Source organism: Lentilactobacillus raoultii, assembly GCF_900411375.1.
GTDB lineage: Bacteria > Bacillota > Bacilli > Lactobacillales > Lactobacillaceae > Lentilactobacillus > Lentilactobacillus raoultii.
In genome coordinates this window covers 73,488-94,457 of the sequence record NZ_LS423000.1, presented here as the reverse complement: position 1 = coordinate 94,457, position 20,970 = coordinate 73,488, and the positions used below count along the sequence as shown (strand labels likewise).

General features: G+C 38.2%; 25 protein-coding genes. 23 read left to right on the top strand and 2 right to left on the bottom strand.

Going from position 1 to position 20,970, the window contains the following annotated elements; genetic code table 11:
* Positions 1-93: 93 nt before the first annotated feature.
* Entirely contained in the window at positions 94-1,170 is a 1,077-nt protein-coding gene (locus tag ED605_RS12355) for a helix-turn-helix domain-containing protein (RefSeq protein ID WP_121979196.1), read from the bottom strand.
* 291 nt (positions 1,171-1,461) lie between these two features.
* Here ED605_RS12355 and ED605_RS12350 point away from each other — a divergent pair, with 291 nt between their 5' ends.
* From ED605_RS12350 to ED605_RS12245, 22 genes are all read left to right on the top strand, one after another.
* A complete protein-coding gene (locus ED605_RS12350; RefSeq protein ID WP_121979195.1) occupies positions 1,462-1,755 on the top strand; it encodes a BMC domain-containing protein in 294 nt (97 codons plus the stop codon).
* Positions 1,756-1,772: 17 nt separating this feature from the next.
* Positions 1,773-2,600, top strand: a complete 828-nt coding sequence (gene pduB, locus ED605_RS12345; RefSeq protein ID WP_121979194.1) for a propanediol utilization microcompartment protein PduB — start codon at positions 1,773-1,775, stop codon at positions 2,598-2,600.
* An 18-nt stretch (positions 2,601-2,618) separates the two neighbouring features.
* Positions 2,619-4,295 (top strand): propanediol/glycerol family dehydratase large subunit, encoded by a 1,677-nt coding sequence (locus ED605_RS12340; RefSeq protein WP_121979193.1) that lies wholly within the window; start codon positions 2,619-2,621, stop codon positions 4,293-4,295.
* A 21-nt stretch (positions 4,296-4,316) separates the two neighbouring features.
* On the top strand, positions 4,317-5,012 hold the full coding sequence (locus ED605_RS12335; protein ID WP_121979192.1) for a propanediol/glycerol family dehydratase medium subunit: 696 nt from the start codon (positions 4,317-4,319) through the stop codon (positions 5,010-5,012).
* 24 nt (positions 5,013-5,036) lie between these two features.
* Positions 5,037-5,564 (top strand): diol dehydratase small subunit, encoded by a 528-nt coding sequence (locus tag ED605_RS12330; RefSeq protein WP_121979191.1) that lies wholly within the window; start codon positions 5,037-5,039, stop codon positions 5,562-5,564.
* Positions 5,565-5,582: 18 nt separating this feature from the next.
* Complete coding sequence (locus ED605_RS12325) at positions 5,583-7,424, top strand: diol dehydratase reactivase subunit alpha (RefSeq protein ID WP_121979190.1); 1,842 nt, start codon at positions 5,583-5,585, stop codon at positions 7,422-7,424.
* On the top strand, positions 7,414-7,761 hold the full coding sequence (locus ED605_RS12320; protein WP_121979189.1) for a glycerol dehydratase reactivase beta/small subunit family protein: 348 nt from the start codon (positions 7,414-7,416) through the stop codon (positions 7,759-7,761). The genes ED605_RS12325 and ED605_RS12320 overlap by 11 nt, the downstream gene beginning before the upstream one ends.
* 15 nt (positions 7,762-7,776) lie before the next feature.
* A complete protein-coding gene (locus ED605_RS12315) occupies positions 7,777-8,310 on the top strand; it encodes a BMC domain-containing protein (protein ID WP_121979188.1) in 534 nt (177 codons plus the stop codon).
* Between the two features lie 13 nt (positions 8,311-8,323).
* Positions 8,324-8,602, top strand: a complete 279-nt coding sequence (locus tag ED605_RS12310) for a BMC domain-containing protein (protein WP_306419376.1) — start codon at positions 8,324-8,326, stop codon at positions 8,600-8,602.
* 26 nt (positions 8,603-8,628) lie between these two features.
* The gene (gene pduL, locus ED605_RS12305; protein ID WP_121979186.1) at positions 8,629-9,288 is read left to right on the top strand and encodes a phosphate propanoyltransferase; all 660 of its coding nucleotides are present in this window, start codon (positions 8,629-8,631) and stop codon (positions 9,286-9,288) included.
* A 22-nt stretch (positions 9,289-9,310) separates the two neighbouring features.
* The gene (pduM, locus tag ED605_RS12300; protein ID WP_121979185.1) at positions 9,311-9,814 is read left to right on the top strand and encodes a PduM family microcompartment protein; all 504 of its coding nucleotides are present in this window, start codon (positions 9,311-9,313) and stop codon (positions 9,812-9,814) included.
* Positions 9,796-10,065, top strand: coding sequence for a EutN/CcmL family microcompartment protein (locus ED605_RS12295; RefSeq protein ID WP_121979184.1), 270 nt, complete (start codon positions 9,796-9,798; stop codon positions 10,063-10,065). Before pduM ends, ED605_RS12295 begins: the two co-directional genes overlap by 19 nt.
* Before the next feature lie 18 nt (positions 10,066-10,083).
* Entirely contained in the window at positions 10,084-10,674 is a 591-nt protein-coding gene (locus ED605_RS12290; protein WP_121979183.1) for a cob(I)yrinic acid a,c-diamide adenosyltransferase, read from the top strand.
* Entirely contained in the window at positions 10,664-11,137 is a 474-nt protein-coding gene (locus ED605_RS12285) for a GlcG/HbpS family heme-binding protein (RefSeq protein ID WP_121979182.1), read from the top strand. The genes ED605_RS12290 and ED605_RS12285 overlap by 11 nt, the downstream gene beginning before the upstream one ends.
* A 3-nt stretch (positions 11,138-11,140) precedes the next feature.
* Entirely contained in the window at positions 11,141-12,583 is a 1,443-nt protein-coding gene (locus ED605_RS12280; protein WP_121979181.1) for an aldehyde dehydrogenase family protein, read from the top strand.
* Between the two features lie 2 nt (positions 12,584-12,585).
* Positions 12,586-13,707, top strand: a complete 1,122-nt coding sequence (locus tag ED605_RS12275; RefSeq protein ID WP_121979180.1) for a 1-propanol dehydrogenase PduQ — start codon at positions 12,586-12,588, stop codon at positions 13,705-13,707.
* A gap of 29 nt (positions 13,708-13,736) precedes the next feature.
* Entirely contained in the window at positions 13,737-14,915 is a 1,179-nt protein-coding gene (locus ED605_RS12270; protein ID WP_121979179.1) for an acetate/propionate family kinase, read from the top strand.
* Positions 14,916-14,935: 20 nt separating this feature from the next.
* Positions 14,936-15,280, top strand: a complete 345-nt coding sequence (locus ED605_RS12265) for a BMC domain-containing protein (protein ID WP_121979178.1) — start codon at positions 14,936-14,938, stop codon at positions 15,278-15,280.
* A gap of 28 nt (positions 15,281-15,308) precedes the next feature.
* Positions 15,309-16,100, top strand: a complete 792-nt coding sequence (locus ED605_RS12260) for a tyrosine-protein phosphatase (protein ID WP_121979177.1) — start codon at positions 15,309-15,311, stop codon at positions 16,098-16,100.
* A 78-nt stretch (positions 16,101-16,178) separates the two neighbouring features.
* Complete coding sequence (locus tag ED605_RS12255) at positions 16,179-17,021, top strand: GNAT family N-acetyltransferase (protein WP_121979176.1); 843 nt, start codon at positions 16,179-16,181, stop codon at positions 17,019-17,021.
* A 51-nt stretch (positions 17,022-17,072) separates the two neighbouring features.
* Positions 17,073-17,921 (top strand): ethanolamine utilization protein EutJ, encoded by an 849-nt coding sequence (eutJ, locus tag ED605_RS12250; RefSeq protein WP_121979175.1) that lies wholly within the window; start codon positions 17,073-17,075, stop codon positions 17,919-17,921.
* Positions 17,922-18,305: 384 nt separating this feature from the next.
* On the top strand, positions 18,306-19,352 hold the full coding sequence (locus ED605_RS12245) for a HoxN/HupN/NixA family nickel/cobalt transporter (protein ID WP_121979294.1): 1,047 nt from the start codon (positions 18,306-18,308) through the stop codon (positions 19,350-19,352).
* Positions 19,353-19,472: 120 nt separating this feature from the next.
* Here ED605_RS12245 and ED605_RS12240 read toward each other — a convergent pair whose 3' ends face one another.
* Complete coding sequence (locus tag ED605_RS12240) at positions 19,473-20,036, bottom strand: cob(I)yrinic acid a,c-diamide adenosyltransferase (RefSeq protein WP_121979174.1); 564 nt, start codon at positions 20,034-20,036, stop codon at positions 19,473-19,475.
* 424 nt (positions 20,037-20,460) lie between these two features.
* Here ED605_RS12240 and ED605_RS12235 point away from each other — a divergent pair, with 424 nt between their 5' ends.
* Positions 20,461-20,970 carry an ECF transporter S component gene (locus tag ED605_RS12235; RefSeq protein ID WP_370825136.1) on the top strand — a complete coding sequence of 170 codons (510 nt, stop codon included), beginning with the start codon at positions 20,461-20,463 and terminating at the stop codon, positions 20,968-20,970.

Below are 20,970 nucleotides of genomic sequence, written 5' to 3'. Positions count from 1 at the left end.
TGGATTTTGAGTTTTCATTTCCTTGTTAAAATCCATAATTCCAAGTGGCTCTTTTAGTTTTTATAAACATCATTTGAGTAAACATGTATGAAATTAATTATAAGCGGTATAAATCCATTGAATAACGGAATTGTTTGAGGCGGGAATAGTGCTGGCTGATTTGGTAGGTTGTCGACAATCGATAGTGTAAATCCAGCCACGATCGTTAACTGAATCAGCAAATTCTCCAATTTGGTTGATATAAGGGTAACCATTGACAATCTGAACTGAGTAAGGAATATTATGCCGTTCGAAGAAACGACGTGAGACATCATAAACCGTATCATCGTCGCTCCACGTAATATCATGAGGAATTGTGTAAATCTTTTCAACCGATCGATTGTTTCGCCTGTAAGTTAAAGGTGTTACGCCTGTTAGGCTCTTGAAAACTTTCGAAAAATAACTTGTTTGAGAACAACCAACTTGTTTAGCGATGGTGCTAACTTTTTCTTCAGTAGTAATTAATTTTTTACAAGCTAGGGAGATTTTTAGCATATTGATGTGGTTAATGAAATTAACATGTAACTGTCTTTTGAAAATTTTACTTAAATAAGATGGCGACAGAAAAACGTTTTGGGAAACGGATTCTAGAGAAAGTGGTTGTTTGATGTTTTGATTAATATAATCCAATGCACACTTTATACTGGTTTTATTATCAGCTAATTCAGACACTTGATTTTTGCCATGAGAGGGGCTTTTTTCTTTTTTGATACCAACAAGCGTAGGACGAAAAAGAAGAGATAAAGTTCGTAGCCTTGAAATACTTTGCTCGTTTAAAGGATTCAAGATCTGAATATGAGCATTGTTTTCTTCTGAGATGACCGAATTAAAAATATTTTCAAGATAAGTCCTAGTCAAGTTAATGCGCTCTTGAGAGACACTGGTTGCGTTGCAAATAATGCATCCAAAAATATCATCGTTAACAATAACCGGAAAAATAGAAAGCGTTTCAGTTCTTTTAAAAGATAGATTTTTTTGAATATCATCAGCACTTGTGAAAACACCCCCGCCTTTGAGTAAAACCCCTTCGGAGAGATAGACATATGTTTCAATCTGTGTGATTTTCGAAAAAAGTTCAACTTCGTTAGAGAGTTTAGAGTAATCATATTTCTTGTCAATTTGGGTAAGCAAGGATAGTTACCTCCATTCTTGTGAAAAAATAATCAAGCTAAATAACAAGATATTGTAATTAACTCTAATACTAACGCATGACCCTAGGAAAAACAAGATAGCGCTTACAGAAATTGCAAAATTTAATCTTATTTGCATTTTTTTGTGATGAAAGTTGCTTATATTGTGATAAAAAAAATAATTTTCTCAAGATATTTGATTCATAACATCTTATAATGTAAGTGTTTTCAAGAACAAGCAATTCATTTTTTGATTGAATTGTACTTTCAATATTTATAGGAGGTTTCACTCATGGAACAAGAAGCTTTAGGTATGATCGAAACTCAAGGGTTAGTAGCGTCAATTGAGGCGGCAGATGCAATGGTAAAAGCAGCAAATGTTTCTTTAGTTGGTCAGGAAAAAATTGGTCATGGGCTCGTAACAGTCATGGTTCGTGGTGATGTTGGTGCTGTTAAAGCCTCAGTCGATGCAGGTGTTACAGCAGCAGAAAATATTGGTGAGGTTGTTTCTAATTATGTTATTCCACGTCCTCATACTGATGTTGAAAAATTATTACCAAAACCAGGAACACCAGCTTCAAAGTAAAATAACGGTTAAAGACTATGACAGAAACTAACGAAAAAGCCGTTATTGAAAAAGTTGTTTCCGAATTGTTAAAACGTGGAATAGAAATTGATTCAAAGCAAACCCCAAATTCGTTGGGAGGGCAAAAGATGAACGACTTTTTAAGTTCAACAAGTACGGTTCCCGAATTTGTTGGTACCCGAGAAATTGGAGACACAATTGGAATGGTAATTCCAAGCGTTGATCCATTAATCTTAGATAAGCTACATGTGACTAAAAAGTATCCTGTTTTGGGTATTCTGAGTGCGCGTTCTGGTGCTGGCCCCCATATTATGGCGATGGATGAGGCTGTAAAACAAACCAATATGGAAGTTGTTGATATTGAGCTGCCTCGAGATACAAAAGGTGGTGCAGGTCATGGATCTCTGATTATTGTCGGTGGTGATGATCCTTCAGATGCTCGTCAGGCAATTCGCGTTGCGCTCGATAACTTAAGTCGAACGTTCGGCGATGTTTATAATTCACCTGCCGGTCACTTAGAGTTACAGTTTACTGCTAGAGCTTCAGGTGCGTGTCATTATGCGTTTAATGCCCCTGAAGGAAAGGCATATGGATTGATTTGTGGTGCACCATCTGGAATTGGAATTGTGATGGCGGATACAGCTGTTAAAACAGCTGGTGTTAATGTTCTTTCCATTGCTTCACCTGCTCACGGAACAAGTTTTTCCAATGAAGGAATGGTCCATATCAGTGGAGAATCAGGTGCTGTCCGCCAAGCTGTTATGGCAGGACGAGAAGTTGGATTGAAATTATTGACAGAATTGGGTGAGAAACCAGTTAATGATTTTCCATCATACATTAAATAAACGAGAGGAGGATTTCATTTGAAACGACAAAAAAGATTTGAAAAGCTTGAAAAGCGTCCGGTTCATTTAGATGGATTTGTTAAACAATGGGATGATGAAGGCCTAGTTGCGATGATGGGCAAAAATGATCCTAAGCCTAGCATTAAGATTGAAAATGGTGTTGTTACTGAGCTGGATGGTAAAAAGAAGGAAGATTTTGATCTAATTGATCAGTACATTGCAAAATACGGCATTAATTTAGAAAATGCTGAAAAAGTAATGGGGATGGATTCCATTAAGATCGCAAATATGCTTTGTGATCCCAATGTTCCCCGAAGCAAAATTATTCCTTTAACAACTGCAATGACACCTGCAAAAGCAGAAGAGGTTATCAGTAAGCTGAATTTTGCAGAAATGATCATGGCAACTCAAAAAATGCGTCCTCGCCGAACACCTGCAACGCAATGTCATGTTACAAACACGTTGGATAACCCGGTTGAAATTGCGGCTGATGCTGCTGAAGCAGCCTTAAGAGGCTTCCCTGAGCAAGAGACGACGACAGCCGTTGCCCGATATGCACCAATGAATGCAATTGCAATTATGGTTGGCTCACAAACTGGGCGACCGGGTGTCATTACGCAGTGCTCTGTTGAGGAATCGGAAGAGCTTAGTTTAGGAATGCGTGGTTTCACTGCTTATGCTGAAACAATTTCTGTTTATGGAACAGATCGAGTCTTTACAGATGGTGATGATACACCTTGGTCTAAAGGATTTTTAGCTTCCTGTTATGCCTCACGTGGGCTGAAAATGAGATTTACTTCTGGTGCCGGCTCCGAAGTTATGATGGGGTATACAGAAGGAAAGTCGATGCTTTATTTGGAAGCCCGTTGCATTTTCATTACCAAAGGCTCAGGTGTTCAAGGCTTGCAAAATGGTGGTGTTAGTTGTATTGGAATTCCGGGTGCGGTTCCTGGAGGTATCCGTGAAGTCTTAGGTGAAAATCTGTTATGTATGATGCTTGATGTTGAATGCGCTTCAGGGAATGACCAAGCATTTTCGCATTCTGATATTCGACGAACGGAACGAATGATTGGTCAATTCATTGCTGGGACTGACTATATTTCATCCGGATACGCTGCAGAGGAAAATAAGGATAATACTTTTGCAGGATCAAATATGGATGTTCTTGATTATGATGATTACTGCTCCATGGAGCGAGACCTGGCAGTTAATGGCAGTATTTTACCAATCCACGAAGAAGATGCGATTAAGATTCGAAAAAAGGCTGCTAAGGTAATCCAAGCAGTTTTTGATGGTTTAGGTCTACCAGAAATTACGGATGAAGAAGTTGAGGCTGCTACTTATGCTAGCAATTCTGATGATATGCCAAAACGCGATATGGTCCAGGATATGAAGGCTGCTCAAGATTTAATGTCAAGAGGGGTAACGGTTATTGACATCATTAAAGCATTAAAAGATCACGGCTTCGACGATGTCGCAAATGCAGTTGTTCATCTTGCTCAACAAAAAGTTTGCGGTGACTATCTTCAAACCTCTGCAATTTTTGATAAAGACTGGAATTGTATTTCTGCCATTAATGATGCAAACGATTATGAAGGGCCAGGCACCGGTTACCGAGTTTGGGAAGATAAAGATACTTGGAAGAAGATTACTGATGTGCCTTGGGCAATGGATCCGAAAAAAACAGATTTTTAAACGTTGAAAGGAGGGTTTGCCTTGAGTCAGGAAATTGATGAAACACTATTAAGAAATATTATTAAAGATGTATTAAGTGAAGTGGGTGGTGTTGATCAACCAATTTCATTTGGTAAAAACGATTCTGCGACCGCTACCGCACCTGCTAGTTCTTCATCAGACATCAAACCAGTCGATTGGTTTAAACATGTTGGAATTGCAAAGCCTGGATTTTCAAAGGATGAAGTTGTGATTGCCGTCGCACCAGCGTTTGCTGAAGTTATCACTCGGACAATGACTAAAATTCCACACAAGGACGTTTTACGACAAGTCATTGCAGGAATTGAAGAAGAAGGGCTAAAAGCCAGAGTTGTTAAAATTTACCGAACTTCCGATGTCTCATTTTGTTCAGTTGAAGGGGATAAGCTTTCAGGTTCTGGGATTTCGGTAGCAATCCAGTCAAAGGGAACAACTATCATTCATCAAAAAGATCAAGAACCGTTAAGCAACTTGGAGTTATTTCCGCAAGCTCCTGTTCTCACCCTTGAAACCTATCGAGCTATTGGTAAAAATGCGGCTCAATATGCGAAGGGGATGTCACCTAACCCAGTCCCAACGGTTAATGATCAAATGGCTCGTGTACAGTACCAAGCATTATCTGCCTTGATGCACATTCAAGAAACAAAACAGGTCGTAGTTGGAAAACCAGCTGAAGAAATTGAGGTAAATTTTGATTAAGAGGTTAAAAAGGAGGCATCAATAATGGCTGAAGTAGATGATTTGGTTTCTAAAATTTTATCACAATTACAAAATGGTAAGTCAAGTAATCAGTCAACTCAAAACCCAGATTCAGATTCATCGACGAATTCTACGGAAGAGCTTGGACGCAAAGATTACCCGCTCTACGCTAAACATCCCGATAAAATTAAATCGCCAACAGGAAAGGCGATTAACGACATTACACTAGAAAATATCGAAAATGGAAATATTTCGTCCAAAGATTTACGTATCACTCCTGATACGTTAAGAATGCAAGGCGAGATTGCTAAAAATGCAGGTCGACCTGCAATTCAAAAGAATTTTCAACGAGCTGCTGAATTAACTAAAATTCCTGATGATCGATTACTTGAAATGTACAATTCGTTGCGACCGTATCGGTCTAGTAAACAAGATTTATTAGACACGGCTGATGAATTAAGAAACAAGTATAATGCGCCAGTTTGCGCCGGATGGTTTGAAGAAGCAGCAGCTTACTATGAAAAAAACAAGAAGCTTAAAGGCGACAATTAAAACGATAGGAGTCCTATTATGAAACGTGTAATTGGTGTTGATATTGGTAATTCCTCTACCGAAGTAGCATTAGCAGACGTTTCAGATAATGGGCAGGTAAATTTTTTGGGTTCTGGAATTTCGGAAACGACAGGGATTAAAGGAACTAAGCAAAATTTAATTGGTGTCAAGAAGTCAATTAATCGTGTTTTAAGCGGTACTCACACTGAAATTAGTGATGTTGATATTATCCGAATTAACGAAGCAACGCCTGTTATTGGGGACGTTGCAATGGAAACCATTACTGAGACCATTATTACTGAATCCACAATGATTGGTCATAATCCTGGTACACCTGGTGGTATTGGTACGGGAGTTGGTTACACTGTTAAAATATTGGATTTATTAAAACAGACGGACCGATCGCGTCCTTACGTTCTAGTTGTCCCTAAAAGTATTGATTTTGCCGATGTAGCCAAACTTATTGATGCTTATTTTGAGGCCGGATATAAGATAACAGCAGCAATTCTTCAAAGTGATGATGCAGTGCTGGTTGATAATCGACTAAAGCACAAAATTCCAATTGTTGATGAAGTTGCTGGAATTAATAAGGTTCCCATTAACATGCTGGCAGCAGTAGAAGTAGCAGGAAGTGGGAGAGTAATCTCACAACTCTCAAATCCGTATGGCATCGCCACTTTGTTTGGATTAAATTCTGACGAAACCAAGAACATTGTTCCTGTGGCCCGTGCACTAATTGGTAATCGTTCAGCTGTTGTCATCAAAACACCGGCTGGAGATGTTAAAGCACGAGTGATTCCGGCTGGCTCAATTCAGATCGTTGGCAATGATAAAAAAGGTTCAGTAGATGTTGCTGCAGGTGCTGAAGCTATTATGAACAAGATTAATGAGTTTCCAACGATTCAGGATATTACGGGAGAACCGGGAACTAACGTTGGCGGGATGCTCGAAAAGGTTCGTCAAACAATGGCCAAACTTACTGGTAAACAAAATCAGGATATTGCCATTCAAGATTTGCTGGCAGTTAATACTTCTGTGCCTGTAAAAGTCAAGGGAGGCCTTGCAGGAGAATTTTCAATGGAGCAAGCTGTCGGGATTGCTGCAATGGTTAAGTCCGATCACTTGCAAATGCAAGCAATTGCCGATCTTATCCAAAAGGAGCTTAACGTTCCAGTTGAAATTGGTGGGGCTGAAGCTGAAGCAGCCATTTTAGGTGCCTTAACGACACCCGGAACAAATAAGCCGATGGCGATATTGGATCTTGGAGCTGGTTCAACAGATGCCTCCATTATCAATAAAAAAGATGAGAAGGTTGCAATTCATTTAGCAGGTGCCGGTGATATGGTGACGATGATCATTAATTCTGAGCTTGGTTTAGGTGACATTTACCTTGCTGAAGATATTAAACGTTATCCATTGGCAAAAGTTGAAAATCTATTTCAACTTAGGCATGAAGATGGCTCGGTTCAATTTTTTGAGAATCCATTACCTGCTAATCTCTTTGCACGAGTGGTTGTTATTAAACCAGATGGTTATGAACCAGTTCCTGGAAATTTAAGCATTGAGAAAATTAAAATTGTTCGACAAACTGCAAAAAAACGGGTTTTTGTCACAAATGCAATTCGTGCGCTTCAACATGTAAGTCCAACTGGAAATATTCGAGATATTCCTTTTGTTGTCATTGTTGGAGGCTCTGCATTAGATTTTGAAATTCCTCAGTTGGTAACAGATGCATTATCACATTACAACCTTGTTGCAGGGCGAGGCAATATTCGCTCAATTGAAGGCCCTCGAAACGCGGTTGCAACAGGACTGATCCTCTCATTTGCCAGTGAAAGCGGTGGTACTAATGGCAATTGATCAAAATAAGCCTGCGATTATTATTGGATTGCCTGAAAATATCGCCAAAATCCCTGAACGTCTCATACCAATGCTTTTTGGAATTGAAGAGGAGCAAATACCCTTTCAATTTGAAACGATCAATCTTGATACAGCTGTTGAACGGGCTTACCGTGCGGCAGTTATCTCTCGATTATCCGTTGGAATTTCGTTTGATGATAATAAAATTATCATTCACTATAAAAATTTGCATCCGGAACAACCTCTATTCTCAAAAGAAATTGGTAATCCCTCAGAAATTAGAAAAATGGGTGCTAATGCTGCGAGACTGGTGAAGGGCGTGCCATTCAAATTATAAAGGTAGGTGAAATGAATGCAATCGATTGGATATATTGAGGTGGTAGGTTTATCAAGCGCTATTGTTGTTAGTGATAAAATGCTAAAAACAGCAGCAGTATCAATTAGGAATGTTGAAAATACAAAAGGTGGCGGTTATATCACTGTGTCAATTACAGGTGATGTTTCAGCAGTGCAAGCAGCAATTGACACGGGTCAAAGTATTTCTGATGTTCAAGTTGTAAGCGCTGTTGTGATTGCCAATCCTGCAGAAGGAATTCCTGATTTGGGAAAAACGGATGCGTTTAAAGATCGAGCACCATTTACTGATGATTCACCTATTGTTGATTCAACGCATAGTGACATTGCGGAGACAGCAGCGAATACGGGGAAGGAAAAAGTTGTCAAAAAAGAGTCGACAACTAAGCCAAAAACAGTCACCAGGAAAACACCAAGAAGAACTAATAATTCAAAGACTCCTCGTTCGAATTCTTCAAATACAAATCGAACGAGTAAATCAAATACGGATAAGGGTTCTTCTGACAGTAGCAACTCAAATAATAAAAAATAATTAGGAGGATTTTATTATGAACAACGCATTAGGAATGATTGAAACAAAAGGTTTGGTTGCCTCGATCGAAGCAGCCGATGCAATGGTAAAGGCAGCAAATGTCACAATGATTGGCCAGGAAAAGATTGGTAGCGGACTTGTAACAGTTATGGTCCGTGGTGATGTTGGTGCTGTAAAAGCAGCCGTTGACGCAGGTGTTCAGGCTGGTGAAAATGTTGGCGAAGTTGTTACATCATACGTTATTCCTCGTCCACATTCAGAAGTTGAAGCAATTTTACCAAACGCTAAATAATTTTGATAGAAAGTTGGATGTAATTCATGGAATTAACTGAAGAAAATTTACGAAAAATTATTCATCAAGTAATTCAGGAGCAATTAGGTTCCAACAACGATCCGAATGCTATCCCAATTGGGGTTTCAAATCATCATATTCACTTAACTCAAGAGGATTTCGACAAACTTTTTCCGGGACAGCAAATGGAGAAATTTAAGCAATTAAAGCAACCTGGTGAATTTGCTTCTAAGCAGACATGCGATGTTATTGGCCCTACAGGTACTCTAAAAAACGTTAGAGTATTGGGACCTGTTCGAACGCATTCACAAGTTGAAATTGCACGTTCCGAAACCTTTTTGCTAGGTGTAGATGCACCAATTCGACTATCAGGCCATTTGGAGGGTACCCCTTCAGTTAGATTAAGAACAAAGGACGCTGAAATTGAAGTTCAAGGAGTCATCGTTGCCAAGCGACACATCCATATGAGTTTGGAAGATGCCAAACGATTTGGTGTTAAAATGGGTGATTCTGTGGCTGTTGAAATTAACTCTAAAGATCGACGGACAATTTACGATGATGTTATTGCTCGTCCTCGCAAGGATTTTGTCCTTGAAATGCATTTGGATGGGGATGAAGCGAGTGCAGCAAATGTTCGTGGAAATACGGTAGCTCATATCATTCCAAAACCTAAATCGACGTTTTGATGTTGAAAGTTGGTGAAACAGGGTGGACTGGATTGTTGAAGAAGTTCTAAAAAAAATTGAAGAGCGAAAGCATAACTCTCAAGTAGTTTCATATTCAGAACAGGAACAGGTACCCAATGAAAAGTTGTTCATAGATTTTGGGGAAATCCAGTTGAACGGTATGACAATTAGTTTATTAATTGATTTATATCAGGTTAATAAACATAATCAATGGGTCAGTTGGATATTAAAAGGGATTAGCTATAACGTTAAATTCTTTTTCCAGATTAATGAGAATATGTTGAATTTTGTTCCACTTACAATGCTGCATGATTGGCCTGTAACGTTCATTGTTGGAGACCATTCGCCTGTTTTCACCTTGTATCAGAGAAACATCGGCCGAAGTGATATAGCCAGATTTGCTGATTATTCAATTTTGATAATGACTACAACGCAAAAGTTAACATCAGAGGCTTTAGAAGTGATAGAACAGAAGCACATTATTAAAAAAGTGAGGACTGATGAAGATTGTATATGGCAAAAGTAATGGGTAGCGTTGTTGCAACGCAAAAAGATCGTTCATTAGTCGGCCGCAAATTAATGATTGTGCAGCCAGTTGATGCTTATGGGAAAAATACGAGAGCCGAGGAAGTCGCTGTAGACACAGTTGGAGCTGGAATCGGTGAGTTAGTATTGCTTGTCAGAGGTGCCGGGGCACGAAAAGCAACGGTAGGTGAGTTCCATAACGATGTTAACGATTGTGCAATTGTTGGCATTGTTGACCGAGTAGATTTATAAAGAAAGGCGGCTTGGATCATGTCAATTTACACAAAGGGTGGCGACAAAGGTTCAACGAGCCTTTACGATGGTCAACGGGTTAAAAAAAACTCACTAAGAGTTAATACCTATGGAACTTTTGATGAGTTAAATGCCAATGTTAGTCTGGCTGATAAATTCTGTGTTGATCAACGTAACGTAAAATTATTGCAACACGTTGAGTATCGAATGTTCTTTGTTCAAGGGGAGATTGCTACCCAAAGTTTTTCAAAGTTTAAAAAAAATAGCAAAGTTATAACCGAAGATGATGTCCATTTCCTTGAAAAAGTAATTGATGACTATTCAGCATCTCTACCGAAAGTGACTAGTTTCATTCTTCCGGGTTCAAGTGTAGCAGGTGCTCAGCTTCACGTTTGTCGAACTGTTTGTCGGAGGGCCGAACGTTTGCTGGTGGCTTTTATGCATTCAAACTACGTTAGGCCAGAACTTGAAAAATACGTTAATCGCCTATCCGATTTCTTTTATATTGTTGCTCGTTCGGAGGATTATGCTTATCGAATTAAACAAGTCGAAGACGAAGTGATTAAACGGTATAAAAAAGTAGTGGAGGAGAAAAGCAATGGATGTTGAACAAATCAATCAAATAGTCAAAGAAGTATTGTCAAAGCAGTCAAGCACAGCGCTTTTTAGACGAAAGAAAATGGAAAAAGTAATTGATGTCGCAGTTGCAAAGGCTGATGAGATTGGCGTTGGTGTGACGATTTGCTTTATGGATCTCACTAATACGGTTCAAATGCTTTATCATATGCCAAATGCCAACCTTGTTAGTTCAACACTTGCACCTAAAAAGGCTTGGTCAGCAATCGCAATGAAAGAGCCAACTAAGGATATTAGTAAAGATATTCAACCAGGAGCGCCATTATATCAAATGGAAACGATGCTTGATGGCAAACTGGTTTCTTTTCCTGGAGGCATTCCAATTGAACTAGGAGGTAAAATCGTTGGTGCGATTGGAGTTAGCGGTGGTCTAATTGAAGAGGATCAGGCAATTTGTGAAACCGCTATTCGGGAATTTTTAAAGGAGAGTAACTAAAATATGCAGGTTAATGATTTAGAAAAAACAATTAGACAGATTCTAAAAGAAGAGTTGTCAACCGTGTCACATAACAATGCTTCTGAAAGTGTTTCCCAACCAGAGGGACTTGGCAATGGAATTTTTACAACGGTTGATGATGCGGTTGCGGCTGCAAAACAAGCTCAAGAGATTTATGAAGATAAGCCGCTTGCTTTTCGAAAAAAAGTTGTGAAGGCCATAAAAGATGGCTTCGGCCCTCATATTGAAGAAATTGCTAAAGCAACTAAAGAAGAAACCGGTATGGGAACGGTTGAAGCTAAAGTGGCTAAGCTAAAAAATGCATTGTACAACACGCCAGGGGTTGAAATGTTAGAACCTGAAGTAGAAACCGGCGACGGCGGCATGACGATGTACGAGTATACGCCATTCGGTGTTATTGGCGGAGTGGGTCCAAGTACTAATCCTGGTGAAACGGTCATCAACAATTCAATTATGATGCTTTCGGCAGGGAATGCATTGTTCTTTGGTGCACATCCTGGTGCTAAAAAAATTACTCGTTGGATGATCGAACATTTAAATAAGTTTGTCTATGATGCAACGGGCTTAAAGAATTTGGTTGTTTCACTAGATAAGCCATCGATTGAATCTGTTCAGGAAATGATGCATCATCCGGACATCGCAATGTTAGCGGTTACTGGTGGTCCTGCTGTCGTTCACCAAGCCTTAATTAGTGGCAAAAAAGCAATTGGTGCCGGTGCTGGGAATCCGCCAGCAATGGTTGATAAGACTGCTAATATTGACTTAGCGGCGCATGATATTGTGACATCTTGTGCCTTTGATAATAATATTCTTTGCACAGCTGAAAAAGAAGTTGTTGTTGAGTCGGCTGTCAAAGATGAATTAGTTAAAAAGATGCAGGAAGATGGTGCTTTTCTCATAACTGATCCTAAGCTGGTTGATAAATTGGCTGACATGACGATCGGTAAAAATGGTGCTCCAGATCGAAAGTTTGTTGGTAAGGATGCAACCTTTATCTTGGATGAAGCTGGCATTTCATATACTGGAAATCCAAGCGTTGTTATTTTTGATGCACCAAAAGATCATCCTTTGGTAACTACTGAAATGCTTATGCCGTTGTTACCAATTGTGACCTGCCCTGATTTTAGCAGTGTGTTAAAGACTGCTGTAGAGGTAGAAGGCGGTAATCATCACACTGCTTCGATTCATTCGGAGAATCTACCCCATATTAATAAAGCAGCTCATAGAATGAATACTTCAATTTTTGTTGCTAATGGTCCAACTTTTGCTGCAACTGGTGTTGGTGATAATGGTTACTATACAGGAGCAGCAGCATTAACGATTGCAACGCCAACTGGAGAAGGGACAACAACGACTAAGACGTTTACACGTCGTCGCCGCTTTACAAGTCCAGAAGGATTTTCGTTAAGAAGTTGGGAGGAATAATGATGGAAGAAATTCAAATTCCAACAAAAATTTTTTCAGGAATTGATAGTCTTGATTGGCTAAAAAGTTTGAAAGCCAAAAAGATCTTGATGGTGTGCGATTCGTTTTTACCTAATACGCCAACTTTAGACGGCATCAAGAATCGAATTGATAATTCAAATGAAGTCAATATCTTTTCAGACGTCAAGCCTGATCCACCTTTGGATAATATCATGGAGGGGGTTAAGCAGTTTAACGATGTGAAGCCCAATGTGATGATTGGTATTGGTGGTGGTTCTGCTATTGATACCGGTAAAGCAATTCGCTTCTTCGGTGAGAAAATCAATCATTATGACATTGACCTATTTATTGCTATCCCGACAACTAGTGGGACTGGTTCTGAGGTAACCAATACAAGTGTCGTCTCAGATACCAAGAATCACACTAAGATGCCAATTATTAAAGATCACTTAACACCGGATATTGCATTACTTGATCCAAAACTAGTTATGACAGCACCGAAGAGTGTTACTGCTTTTTCGGGCTTAGATGTTTTGACTCATTCCTTAGAATCATTGGTGGCCCGAGATGCCAATACAATAACGGATGCTTTGGCTGAAAAAGGAATTGACATTATTACGCATAATTTAGTGGATTGTTATCGCCATGGTGATGATGCCGATAAACGTAAGGTTGTTCATGAAGCATCTTGTGCTGCTGGAATTGCTTTTAATAATGCGGGCTTGGGGATCTGTCACTCAATTGCCCATCAACTGGGTGCAAACTTTCATATTCCACATGGTTTAGCTTGTGCAATGACATTGCCCTATGTGATTGATTATAATGCCAAAAACTGCCAAACTGCTATGCATAAATATGGATGCGCTATCAAAAAAGCGGGTTTGGCCTCACAAGGACTGAGTGATCGGATTGCTGTTCAACGTTTAATAGCTAAAATTAAACAAATGATGGTTCAGATGGATTGCCCGCAAAGTTTGAGGTCATTTGGTATTGATGTTAACGAAGCGTTATCAAAGACGCAGGTGGTAGTTGCTGATGCTCGTAAAGATGGAACCTTTCCCGGGAACCCTATTGTACCAACGGATGATGACTTGGCTGATATCTATAAAAAAGTTATCAAGTAACAATTTTTAATATAGAAAGAGGTACATGAATGTCAAAGATTCTTTCAATTAATGCAGGCAGTTCTTCGCTTAAGTTTAAATTGTACTCAATGCCAGCAGAAGTGGTTTTGGTTAGTGGATTGGTTGATCGAATTGGACACGATGACTGTATTTTTAGTTATCATGTTGGCTCTAAGGAGTATAAATCAACACAACCTATTAAAAATCATACTGAAGGTGTCAAACTAGTTATTGATGCGTTACTTGACAGCGGGGTCATTGAAGATAAATCAGAGATCATCGGTGTTGGTCATCGAGTATCGCATGGTGGTCGTTACTATACCAAATCAGTTGAAATTAATCATGATGTTCAACAGAAGATTGCTGATTTGGCTTCTGTATCACCACTTCACAACCCAGTGAATTTACTTGGAATTGAAGCTTTTGAAAAATTACTGCCAAGCGCTAAAGAAGTTGCGGTTTTTGATACGTCGTTTCATAGTACGATCCCTCCTAAAGCATATATGTACGCTTTGCCATACGAATATTATGAAAAATATGGTATCCGACGGTATGGATTTCATGGCCAATCACATCAGTATATTTACAGTGAAGTTAACCGACGTTATGGTAAGGACTACTCTGATAAAGTTATTTCTTGTCATCTTGGGAATGGTGCAAGTATTTGTGCAATTAAGAATGGAAAATCGGTTAATACGTCAATGGGATTCACGCCTTTAGCAGGATTGGTAATGGGCACTCGTTCTGGTGACGTTGATCCGAATATCTTGCCATTCTTAGCTGAAAAAGAACATTTAAGTGCTAATGATATTCGACAAATGTTAAATCATAAATCTGGTTTGTTAGGGATTTCCGGAATTTCCAATGATGTTCGAGACATTCTTAAAGCTGAAAGCGCTGGTAACCAACGAGCTAAGTTAGCATTGGCAGTTTACGTTCATCAAATTCAACATTATATAGCTGCCTATACTGCAGACCTTAACGGGATAGACACATTAGTGTTTACAGCTGGTGTTGGCGAACACTCTGCTCCTATCCGCCACAGGGTTTGCGCAGGATTGACATATCTCGGCGTTAAGATTGATGAGTCGGCTAATAAGGATAACGATATTGATATTTCTGAGGCAGATAGTCGAGTTAAAGTACTCGTTATTCCAACGGATGAAGAATTGATCATTGCGCGTGAGACAGCCAAAATTATTGGATAGTTTTAAAGAGGGTGGACTGAGTGACTAGAAATATAGAACGATCAATTCAAGAATATGTTCCTGGTAAACAGGTTACTTTGGCCCATATTATCGCAAATCCAACCGAAGATGTTTATACAAAGCTGGGAATTCAATCTCACAAAAATGCACTGGGAATTTTGACTATTACCCCAAGCGAAACTTCAATCATTGCAGGTGATATAGCTACGAAGGCGGGTAATGTCGAACTCGGATTTATTGATCGATTTAGCGGCTCAGTTGTTTTGGTTGGTGAAGTTTCTGAGGTTGAGGCGGCTATGAGGGAGGTTGTTAAGACGCTTAGAGATTTATTGGGATTTGATGTTACCAAGATTACTAAAACATAACGTATAATGATGCAACTGAAGGGAGGTCTTGGTCATTAATGTGCGACAAATAAGTTTATCCGGTGCTCTTAACGTACGAGAACTAGGTGGTTATCAAGCCGTTGATGGCAGCCGAACAAAGTGGCATAAATTGATTAGATCTGGGGAACTTTCCAGGTTAACCGATGATGATCAGTACAAACTTCAGGATTACGGTGTCAACTGTGTTATTGATTTGAGATCTGAGGCAGAAATTGATTCTGAACCAGATAATATATCAAATGGGATGGATTATGTTAAATTACCAGTATTTAACGATGATGAAACCGAAAGCCATGAAACTATTCAACAATTAAATAAGTTTTATTCGGATAACTCTCGAAGTGGCTATTTGAGAATGCTTTACGTGTATAGAAGACTGGTTGTAAATCAACAACCCCGAATAGCCTATAAAAAGTTCTTTCAAGCATTGATCAAAAATGGTGAAAAGAAAACAATTTTATTCCATTGTTCTTCTGGGAAAGATAGGACAGGTATGTGTGCGGTATTGTTTCTTGGACTTTTGGGGGTTCTAGATACCCAAATAAAATCTGATTATTTATTGACGAATCAATACTGCATTCCCAGAGTAAAGCAACGGGTAGCTCTTGCTAAACAGCATCATATGAATAAGAACTTCATCAATTCAGTGATCTCTCTTTCGACAGTTTCCACTGATTATTACGACCAAGCCATCACAATTATCAATTTAGGCTTTGGGGGCATTAAACCCTATTTGTTAGACTTTGTGGGATTATCAGAAGGAGATATCTATCAACTCAAAAAGATTTATTTGGAATAAATGATTTGTTATTAAAGATTTCAAACTACCAAGGAATCTTCGTAGTTTGAAATCTTTTGGTGAAAAAGAGGTGTTCTTTTGAAAAAGATTGGAATCATTGTTGGAAGTCTTCGCAAGGCATCCTTTTCGAAACAATTAGCAAAAAACATGGCTTTAATGTTTCAAAATGAATTTATTCCTGAGTTTATTGAAATTGATAAATTGCCCCTATTTAATCAAGACTTGGAAGGCATTCAAATCGAAGCCTGCGAGAAGTTTAAGGAACAATTAAAATTGGTAGATGGTTTTCTATTTGTCACCCCTGAATATAACAGATCTATTCCTGGTTGTTTAAAAAACGCTTTAGATGTTGGTTCTCGTTCAAATAAAGGAAGTTTATGGTTAGGTAAACCCGCCCTCATTATCTCAGATTCTATTGGAAGTTTAGGTGGTTTTGGCGCAAGTCAACATTTGAAGCAAGTTGCCATGTCTGTCGGCTTACAGGTCATCCAACCATCTGAAATATATTTAGGGCACATATCAACCATGCTTGATGATCAGCAACTTCTGACTAATAGGGTAGTTGCCAATAGTCTCGTTAAGGCTGTAAAAAATTTAATGAAGTTTGTTTTATTGAACTCAGAATCTTCAACAGCTGGTTTTGATGTGTCCAAAATGACAAGTCCATTATTTATGATTTGGCAACAGGAATTAAAAGCTGTTGATGGGCAACAAAAAATAGTTGGAAGTGGTAGCTTTTCCATTGAAAATCGGCAACTGGTAATTATTGATATTGCCGTTAATTCAGATTATCGTGGACAGGGGATTGCAGCTCAACTCGTTTTAAAGTTTATTTTGATGGGACAACTATTTGGCTTAAGAGTTGTCCCAAAGTGTCCATATGCTAAATCATTTTTTAGTAAGTATTTAGCCAAGAATTAAGGGTATCAACATTTTGAATAAAGTGAGACGATTAAGGCGGTGATAATCATTATGAAGCAAAAAGATTTGGTAAGTTTAAAAAAAGTCAATAAGCAATTGACTCAGTTTGCAAAAATAGTCAATAAGAATGTTGCAACACGAGCGGTATCTCCTTCTGAAAAAGTTCAAGTTGGAATTGATTTGGGAACATCGTCAATTGTTATGACGGTTTTAGACGAAAATAGCCAAATTTTATATGGCTCATTTGAATATGATACCGCTGTTCGTGACGGCATTGTTGTCAATTTTATGGAATCAGTCAATATTCTGACACGCTTAAAAGAAGATGCTGAGTCGGTATTGGGAGTGACTCTAGAGACTGCTTGCGGTGCTATTCCACCAGGAACAGGTGAAGGAAGTGCGAAAATCGTTGCAAATGTGATTGAGTCGGCAGGATTTGTTTGTCGTAGAGTGGTTGATGAACCGACTGCAGCCGCAAGATTTTTAGGTATTAAAACAGGCACGGTTGTAGATATTGGTGGTGGTACGACTGGGATTAGTATTTTTAAAAATGGCCAATTAATCGATTCTTTGGATGAAGCAACCGGCGGTTTTCATATGACATTGGTTCTTGCTGGTCATAATCATATTGATTCAAAGACTGCCGAAAAATGGAAGCGGGATAAATCGAAAGAAAAAGAAGTCTTTTCAACGATCAGACCAGTCGTTGAAAAAATGGCCATAATTACCCAAAAAATGACTGCTTCAAAAATTCAAAAACCAGTTGTAGTCGTCGGTGGCGCAATTAATTTTGAAGAATTTATTGAAACTTTTAGTAAAGTATTAGGGATTTCAGCCGAAAAGCCGGATTTCCCTCAGTTTGTAACTCCTTTAGGAATTGCAATGTACGATCATGATTAAGGCCCCAAAAGGTTACTTTTGATTAACCTGAGTCGAGATAGATAAATGAAAAATAATAAATGAATGGCACATCTAAGTTCTAAACCAATTTGGATGTGTCAATTTTTAATCCATACTATATAGGTCAAAGATTTTTGAAACACTGTTTTTAAATTGACAAGATAATTCTATTTGCTAAATGAATGGCAAAGAACCTAATGATACTGTTCAGTTAAGCTGCTATCATCATGATAATATAATCACAATGTATCGTGGTACTATTTCATCGTTCGAACAAATGGTGGCTAGAAAAGATTAATGAAAATGCTTTTTACGGTGAATTTATCAGGTAATCATATCGACGTTGGATCGGTGCACGATTCTTACAAATTTATGGTTGAAAAAATGGAGGCAATTCTTTTGGAAACTGATCTGCAGCATCATTATGCGCTTCAACCTGACATTTTTAAATTTGGCAGTTACATTATTATCTTATTAATTATTGGTTGGACGTTGGTTTTGTCTTATTTGACACGTTACCCATCATTATTGGCAATGGCATTTTTATCTTTTACATTTGGGTTACAACATGCTTTTGATGTAGATCATATTACTGCAATTGATAATATGACTCGAAAGTTGGTAAACGATGGTAAAAATACACATGGTATCGGTTTTTATTTTTCTTTTGGGCATTCACTAGTGGTTTTCATAATGGCAATTATCACCGTCTCCTTTGTTGAATGGTCAAAGAATCAATTACCAAAGCTTCAAGACTTGGGTGGCATTTTTGGAACTTTGTTTGCCGGATTAATGCTGTTGCTGCTCGGATTAATTAATTTGCTAATTTTAATCAGTATTTGGCAATCTTTTAGGGCAATAAATAAGGGTGATTTTTCAGAAACCGATCAATCAACTGATTCTAAAATCTTTAGATTTTTTAAAAGAAGCCTGAATTTGATAAATCACAATTGGCAAGTCGTTTGTGTTGGCTTTTTATTTGGCTTGGGATTTGACACGGCGACTCAAATTGCTGTTTTAGCAACTTCAGCAGTTGCAACAAGTAAGGGCGTGCCGTGGTTTGCTGTTCTTTCATTTCCGATTTTATTTACAGCAGGAATGTGTTTAATGGATACAAGTGATGGTTTATTTATGAGCACAGCATATAGCTGGGTCTTCTCGTCCCCGTTCCGAAAGGTTTATTATAATTTGGCTTTAACCGGTTTATCTGTTACGGCTGCTTTTTTTGTTGGAATTGTAGATGTTCTCCAAGCACTGGGTACTGAATTGCATTGGCATGCAACAGTTGTGAGATGGGCTCAAGCACTTAATTTTAATGTTTTGGGAATGCTACTAGTTGGTTTATTTATCTTGACTTGGACAATTGCCCTTATTTGCTGGTATGCATTCAACTTAAACGATAAGGATAAAAGGTTAAAAGACAGGCAGTAGTTAAAAGGGTGATTTGGCCTCTTTAATTCATTACTTTTCAAATAAAAAACGTCAATTAGTAAATCTAGCTTCATAATTTACAAATTGGCGCTTTTTCATTTGAATTGTCAAGGTCCTGGATCATCTAAAAATTGTGTGACTGTTTCGATATACCACGTCACTTTGATGATCCAAAAAATTAGCGTATCGAGCGCAGGCGAAGAAGTAATCGGATAATCGATTAATAAAAACTAAAACATCTGGATTTATTTTTGAGTGAGACTGTAATGCTACAATCCGACGTTCGACTCGTCTAGTAACTGTTCTTGCAATGTGAAGTGTTGAGGCTAGACGGGTACCTCCAGGGAGAATAAATTTTTTAATTGGCGGGACAACTTTCATGTACTGGTCGATTTTTTTCTCGAGCCATGTAATCGAAGCAGGATCAAAAATAAATGGATGATTTTGATCATCTGCAAGCATTGCTAAGTCATGCCCGGCATCGAAAAGCAATTGCTGAATCTCTTCTAATTCATCATGTAGAGAATTGGTTTTCTCTCCCAATAATGAGATTGCCAATCCAACATCAGAATTTAGTTCGTCAACTGATCCATACGCTTCAATTCGATCATCGTCCTTAGCTAGAACCTTTTTCCCAATAATTCGAGTTTTCCCTTTATCGCCAGTTTTGGTATAGATATTCACTTAGCTGCCTCCTCAGTTTAAATTAAAAGTTCTCGATAGGTTTTATTGTACCCGTTTTTACTAAACATTTCTTTACGAAATTGAGAAGAAATCGATGGTGTGGTATTTTTAATTCAAGATCACAAAATTTTGCTATTTCATCTAAATTAAGCACAAAATATGATAAATTCAAATAAATATTTTTAATAGGAATTGCAATTTACTGTATAAATAATTTATAAACCGAATAAAGAATGGCTTCGAATTGATTTAACAAGGCTTAAAAATGAAAATATAAACTAAATCGTTACTATATTGTGTTTTTAGGATTTTTTATCAATAAAATTGTCTAATGATTCACAAACTATTGTAACCACTCTGGATTTTGCGATAAGCTTGCTCATGATGAGAATAAGCAGTTGTGAAGAGAACGGAGGGAAAATTTTTGATTAATTCAATTAAATTAAAAAGACTGACATTAGCGTCAATCTTCTTAGCTCTTTGTGTTGTAGGAGCAAATATTAAAATTATGGGATCTGTTGCGTTTGATTCAGCACCGGCATTTTTAGGAGCGGTCATGCTTGGACCATTATATGGTGCTTTTTTAGGTTTCTTTGGACATATGGTTTCTGCAGCTTTGGCAGGATTCCCACTGACTCTACCCATTCATTTAATTATCGGCTTCTTTATGGGAATCTGTATGGCAGTTTTTGGATGGATTAGACTAAAGTTCGGCACGAGTCGTTGGGGAACTGTGATTATTTCCGATATTGTTGGCTATGCCATTAACGTCCCTCTGGAAATGCTATTTTTATATCCCTTGATGAAGGCAGCAATTTTAGCTTTTTTTGTTCCTTTAACGATTGCAACAATCTTAAATATTATTGTGTGTGAAGGAGTCTATGCTTTTTTGCCGAGGGCAATCAAATCAGAGTCATATTTGAGAGGTCACTAA

Excerpts from the sequence above, each read along its gene's own strand:
- ED605_RS12350 (WP_121979195.1), top strand. The coding sequence starts at position 1,462 with ATGGAACAAGAAGCTTTAGGTATGATCGAAACTCAAGGGTTAGTAGCG.
- pduB (WP_121979194.1), top strand. The coding sequence starts at position 1,773 with ATGACAGAAACTAACGAAAAAGCCGTTATTGAAAAAGTTGTTTCCGAA.
- ED605_RS12330 (WP_121979191.1), top strand. The coding sequence starts at position 5,037 with ATGGCTGAAGTAGATGATTTGGTTTCTAAAATTTTATCACAATTACAA.
- ED605_RS12325 (WP_121979190.1), top strand. The coding sequence starts at position 5,583 with ATGAAACGTGTAATTGGTGTTGATATTGGTAATTCCTCTACCGAAGTA.
- ED605_RS12320 (WP_121979189.1), top strand. The coding sequence starts at position 7,414 with ATGGCAATTGATCAAAATAAGCCTGCGATTATTATTGGATTGCCTGAA.
- ED605_RS12315 (WP_121979188.1), top strand. The coding sequence starts at position 7,777 with ATGCAATCGATTGGATATATTGAGGTGGTAGGTTTATCAAGCGCTATT.
- pduL (WP_121979186.1), top strand. The coding sequence starts at position 8,629 with ATGGAATTAACTGAAGAAAATTTACGAAAAATTATTCATCAAGTAATT.
- ED605_RS12290 (WP_121979183.1), top strand. The coding sequence starts at position 10,084 with ATGTCAATTTACACAAAGGGTGGCGACAAAGGTTCAACGAGCCTTTAC.
- ED605_RS12285 (WP_121979182.1), top strand. The coding sequence starts at position 10,664 with ATGGATGTTGAACAAATCAATCAAATAGTCAAAGAAGTATTGTCAAAG.
- ED605_RS12280 (WP_121979181.1), top strand. The coding sequence starts at position 11,141 with ATGCAGGTTAATGATTTAGAAAAAACAATTAGACAGATTCTAAAAGAA.
- ED605_RS12275 (WP_121979180.1), top strand. The coding sequence starts at position 12,586 with ATGGAAGAAATTCAAATTCCAACAAAAATTTTTTCAGGAATTGATAGT.
- ED605_RS12270 (WP_121979179.1), top strand. The coding sequence starts at position 13,737 with ATGTCAAAGATTCTTTCAATTAATGCAGGCAGTTCTTCGCTTAAGTTT.
- eutJ (WP_121979175.1), top strand. The coding sequence starts at position 17,073 with ATGAAGCAAAAAGATTTGGTAAGTTTAAAAAAAGTCAATAAGCAATTG.
- ED605_RS12245 (WP_121979294.1), top strand. The coding sequence starts at position 18,306 with ATGGAGGCAATTCTTTTGGAAACTGATCTGCAGCATCATTATGCGCTT.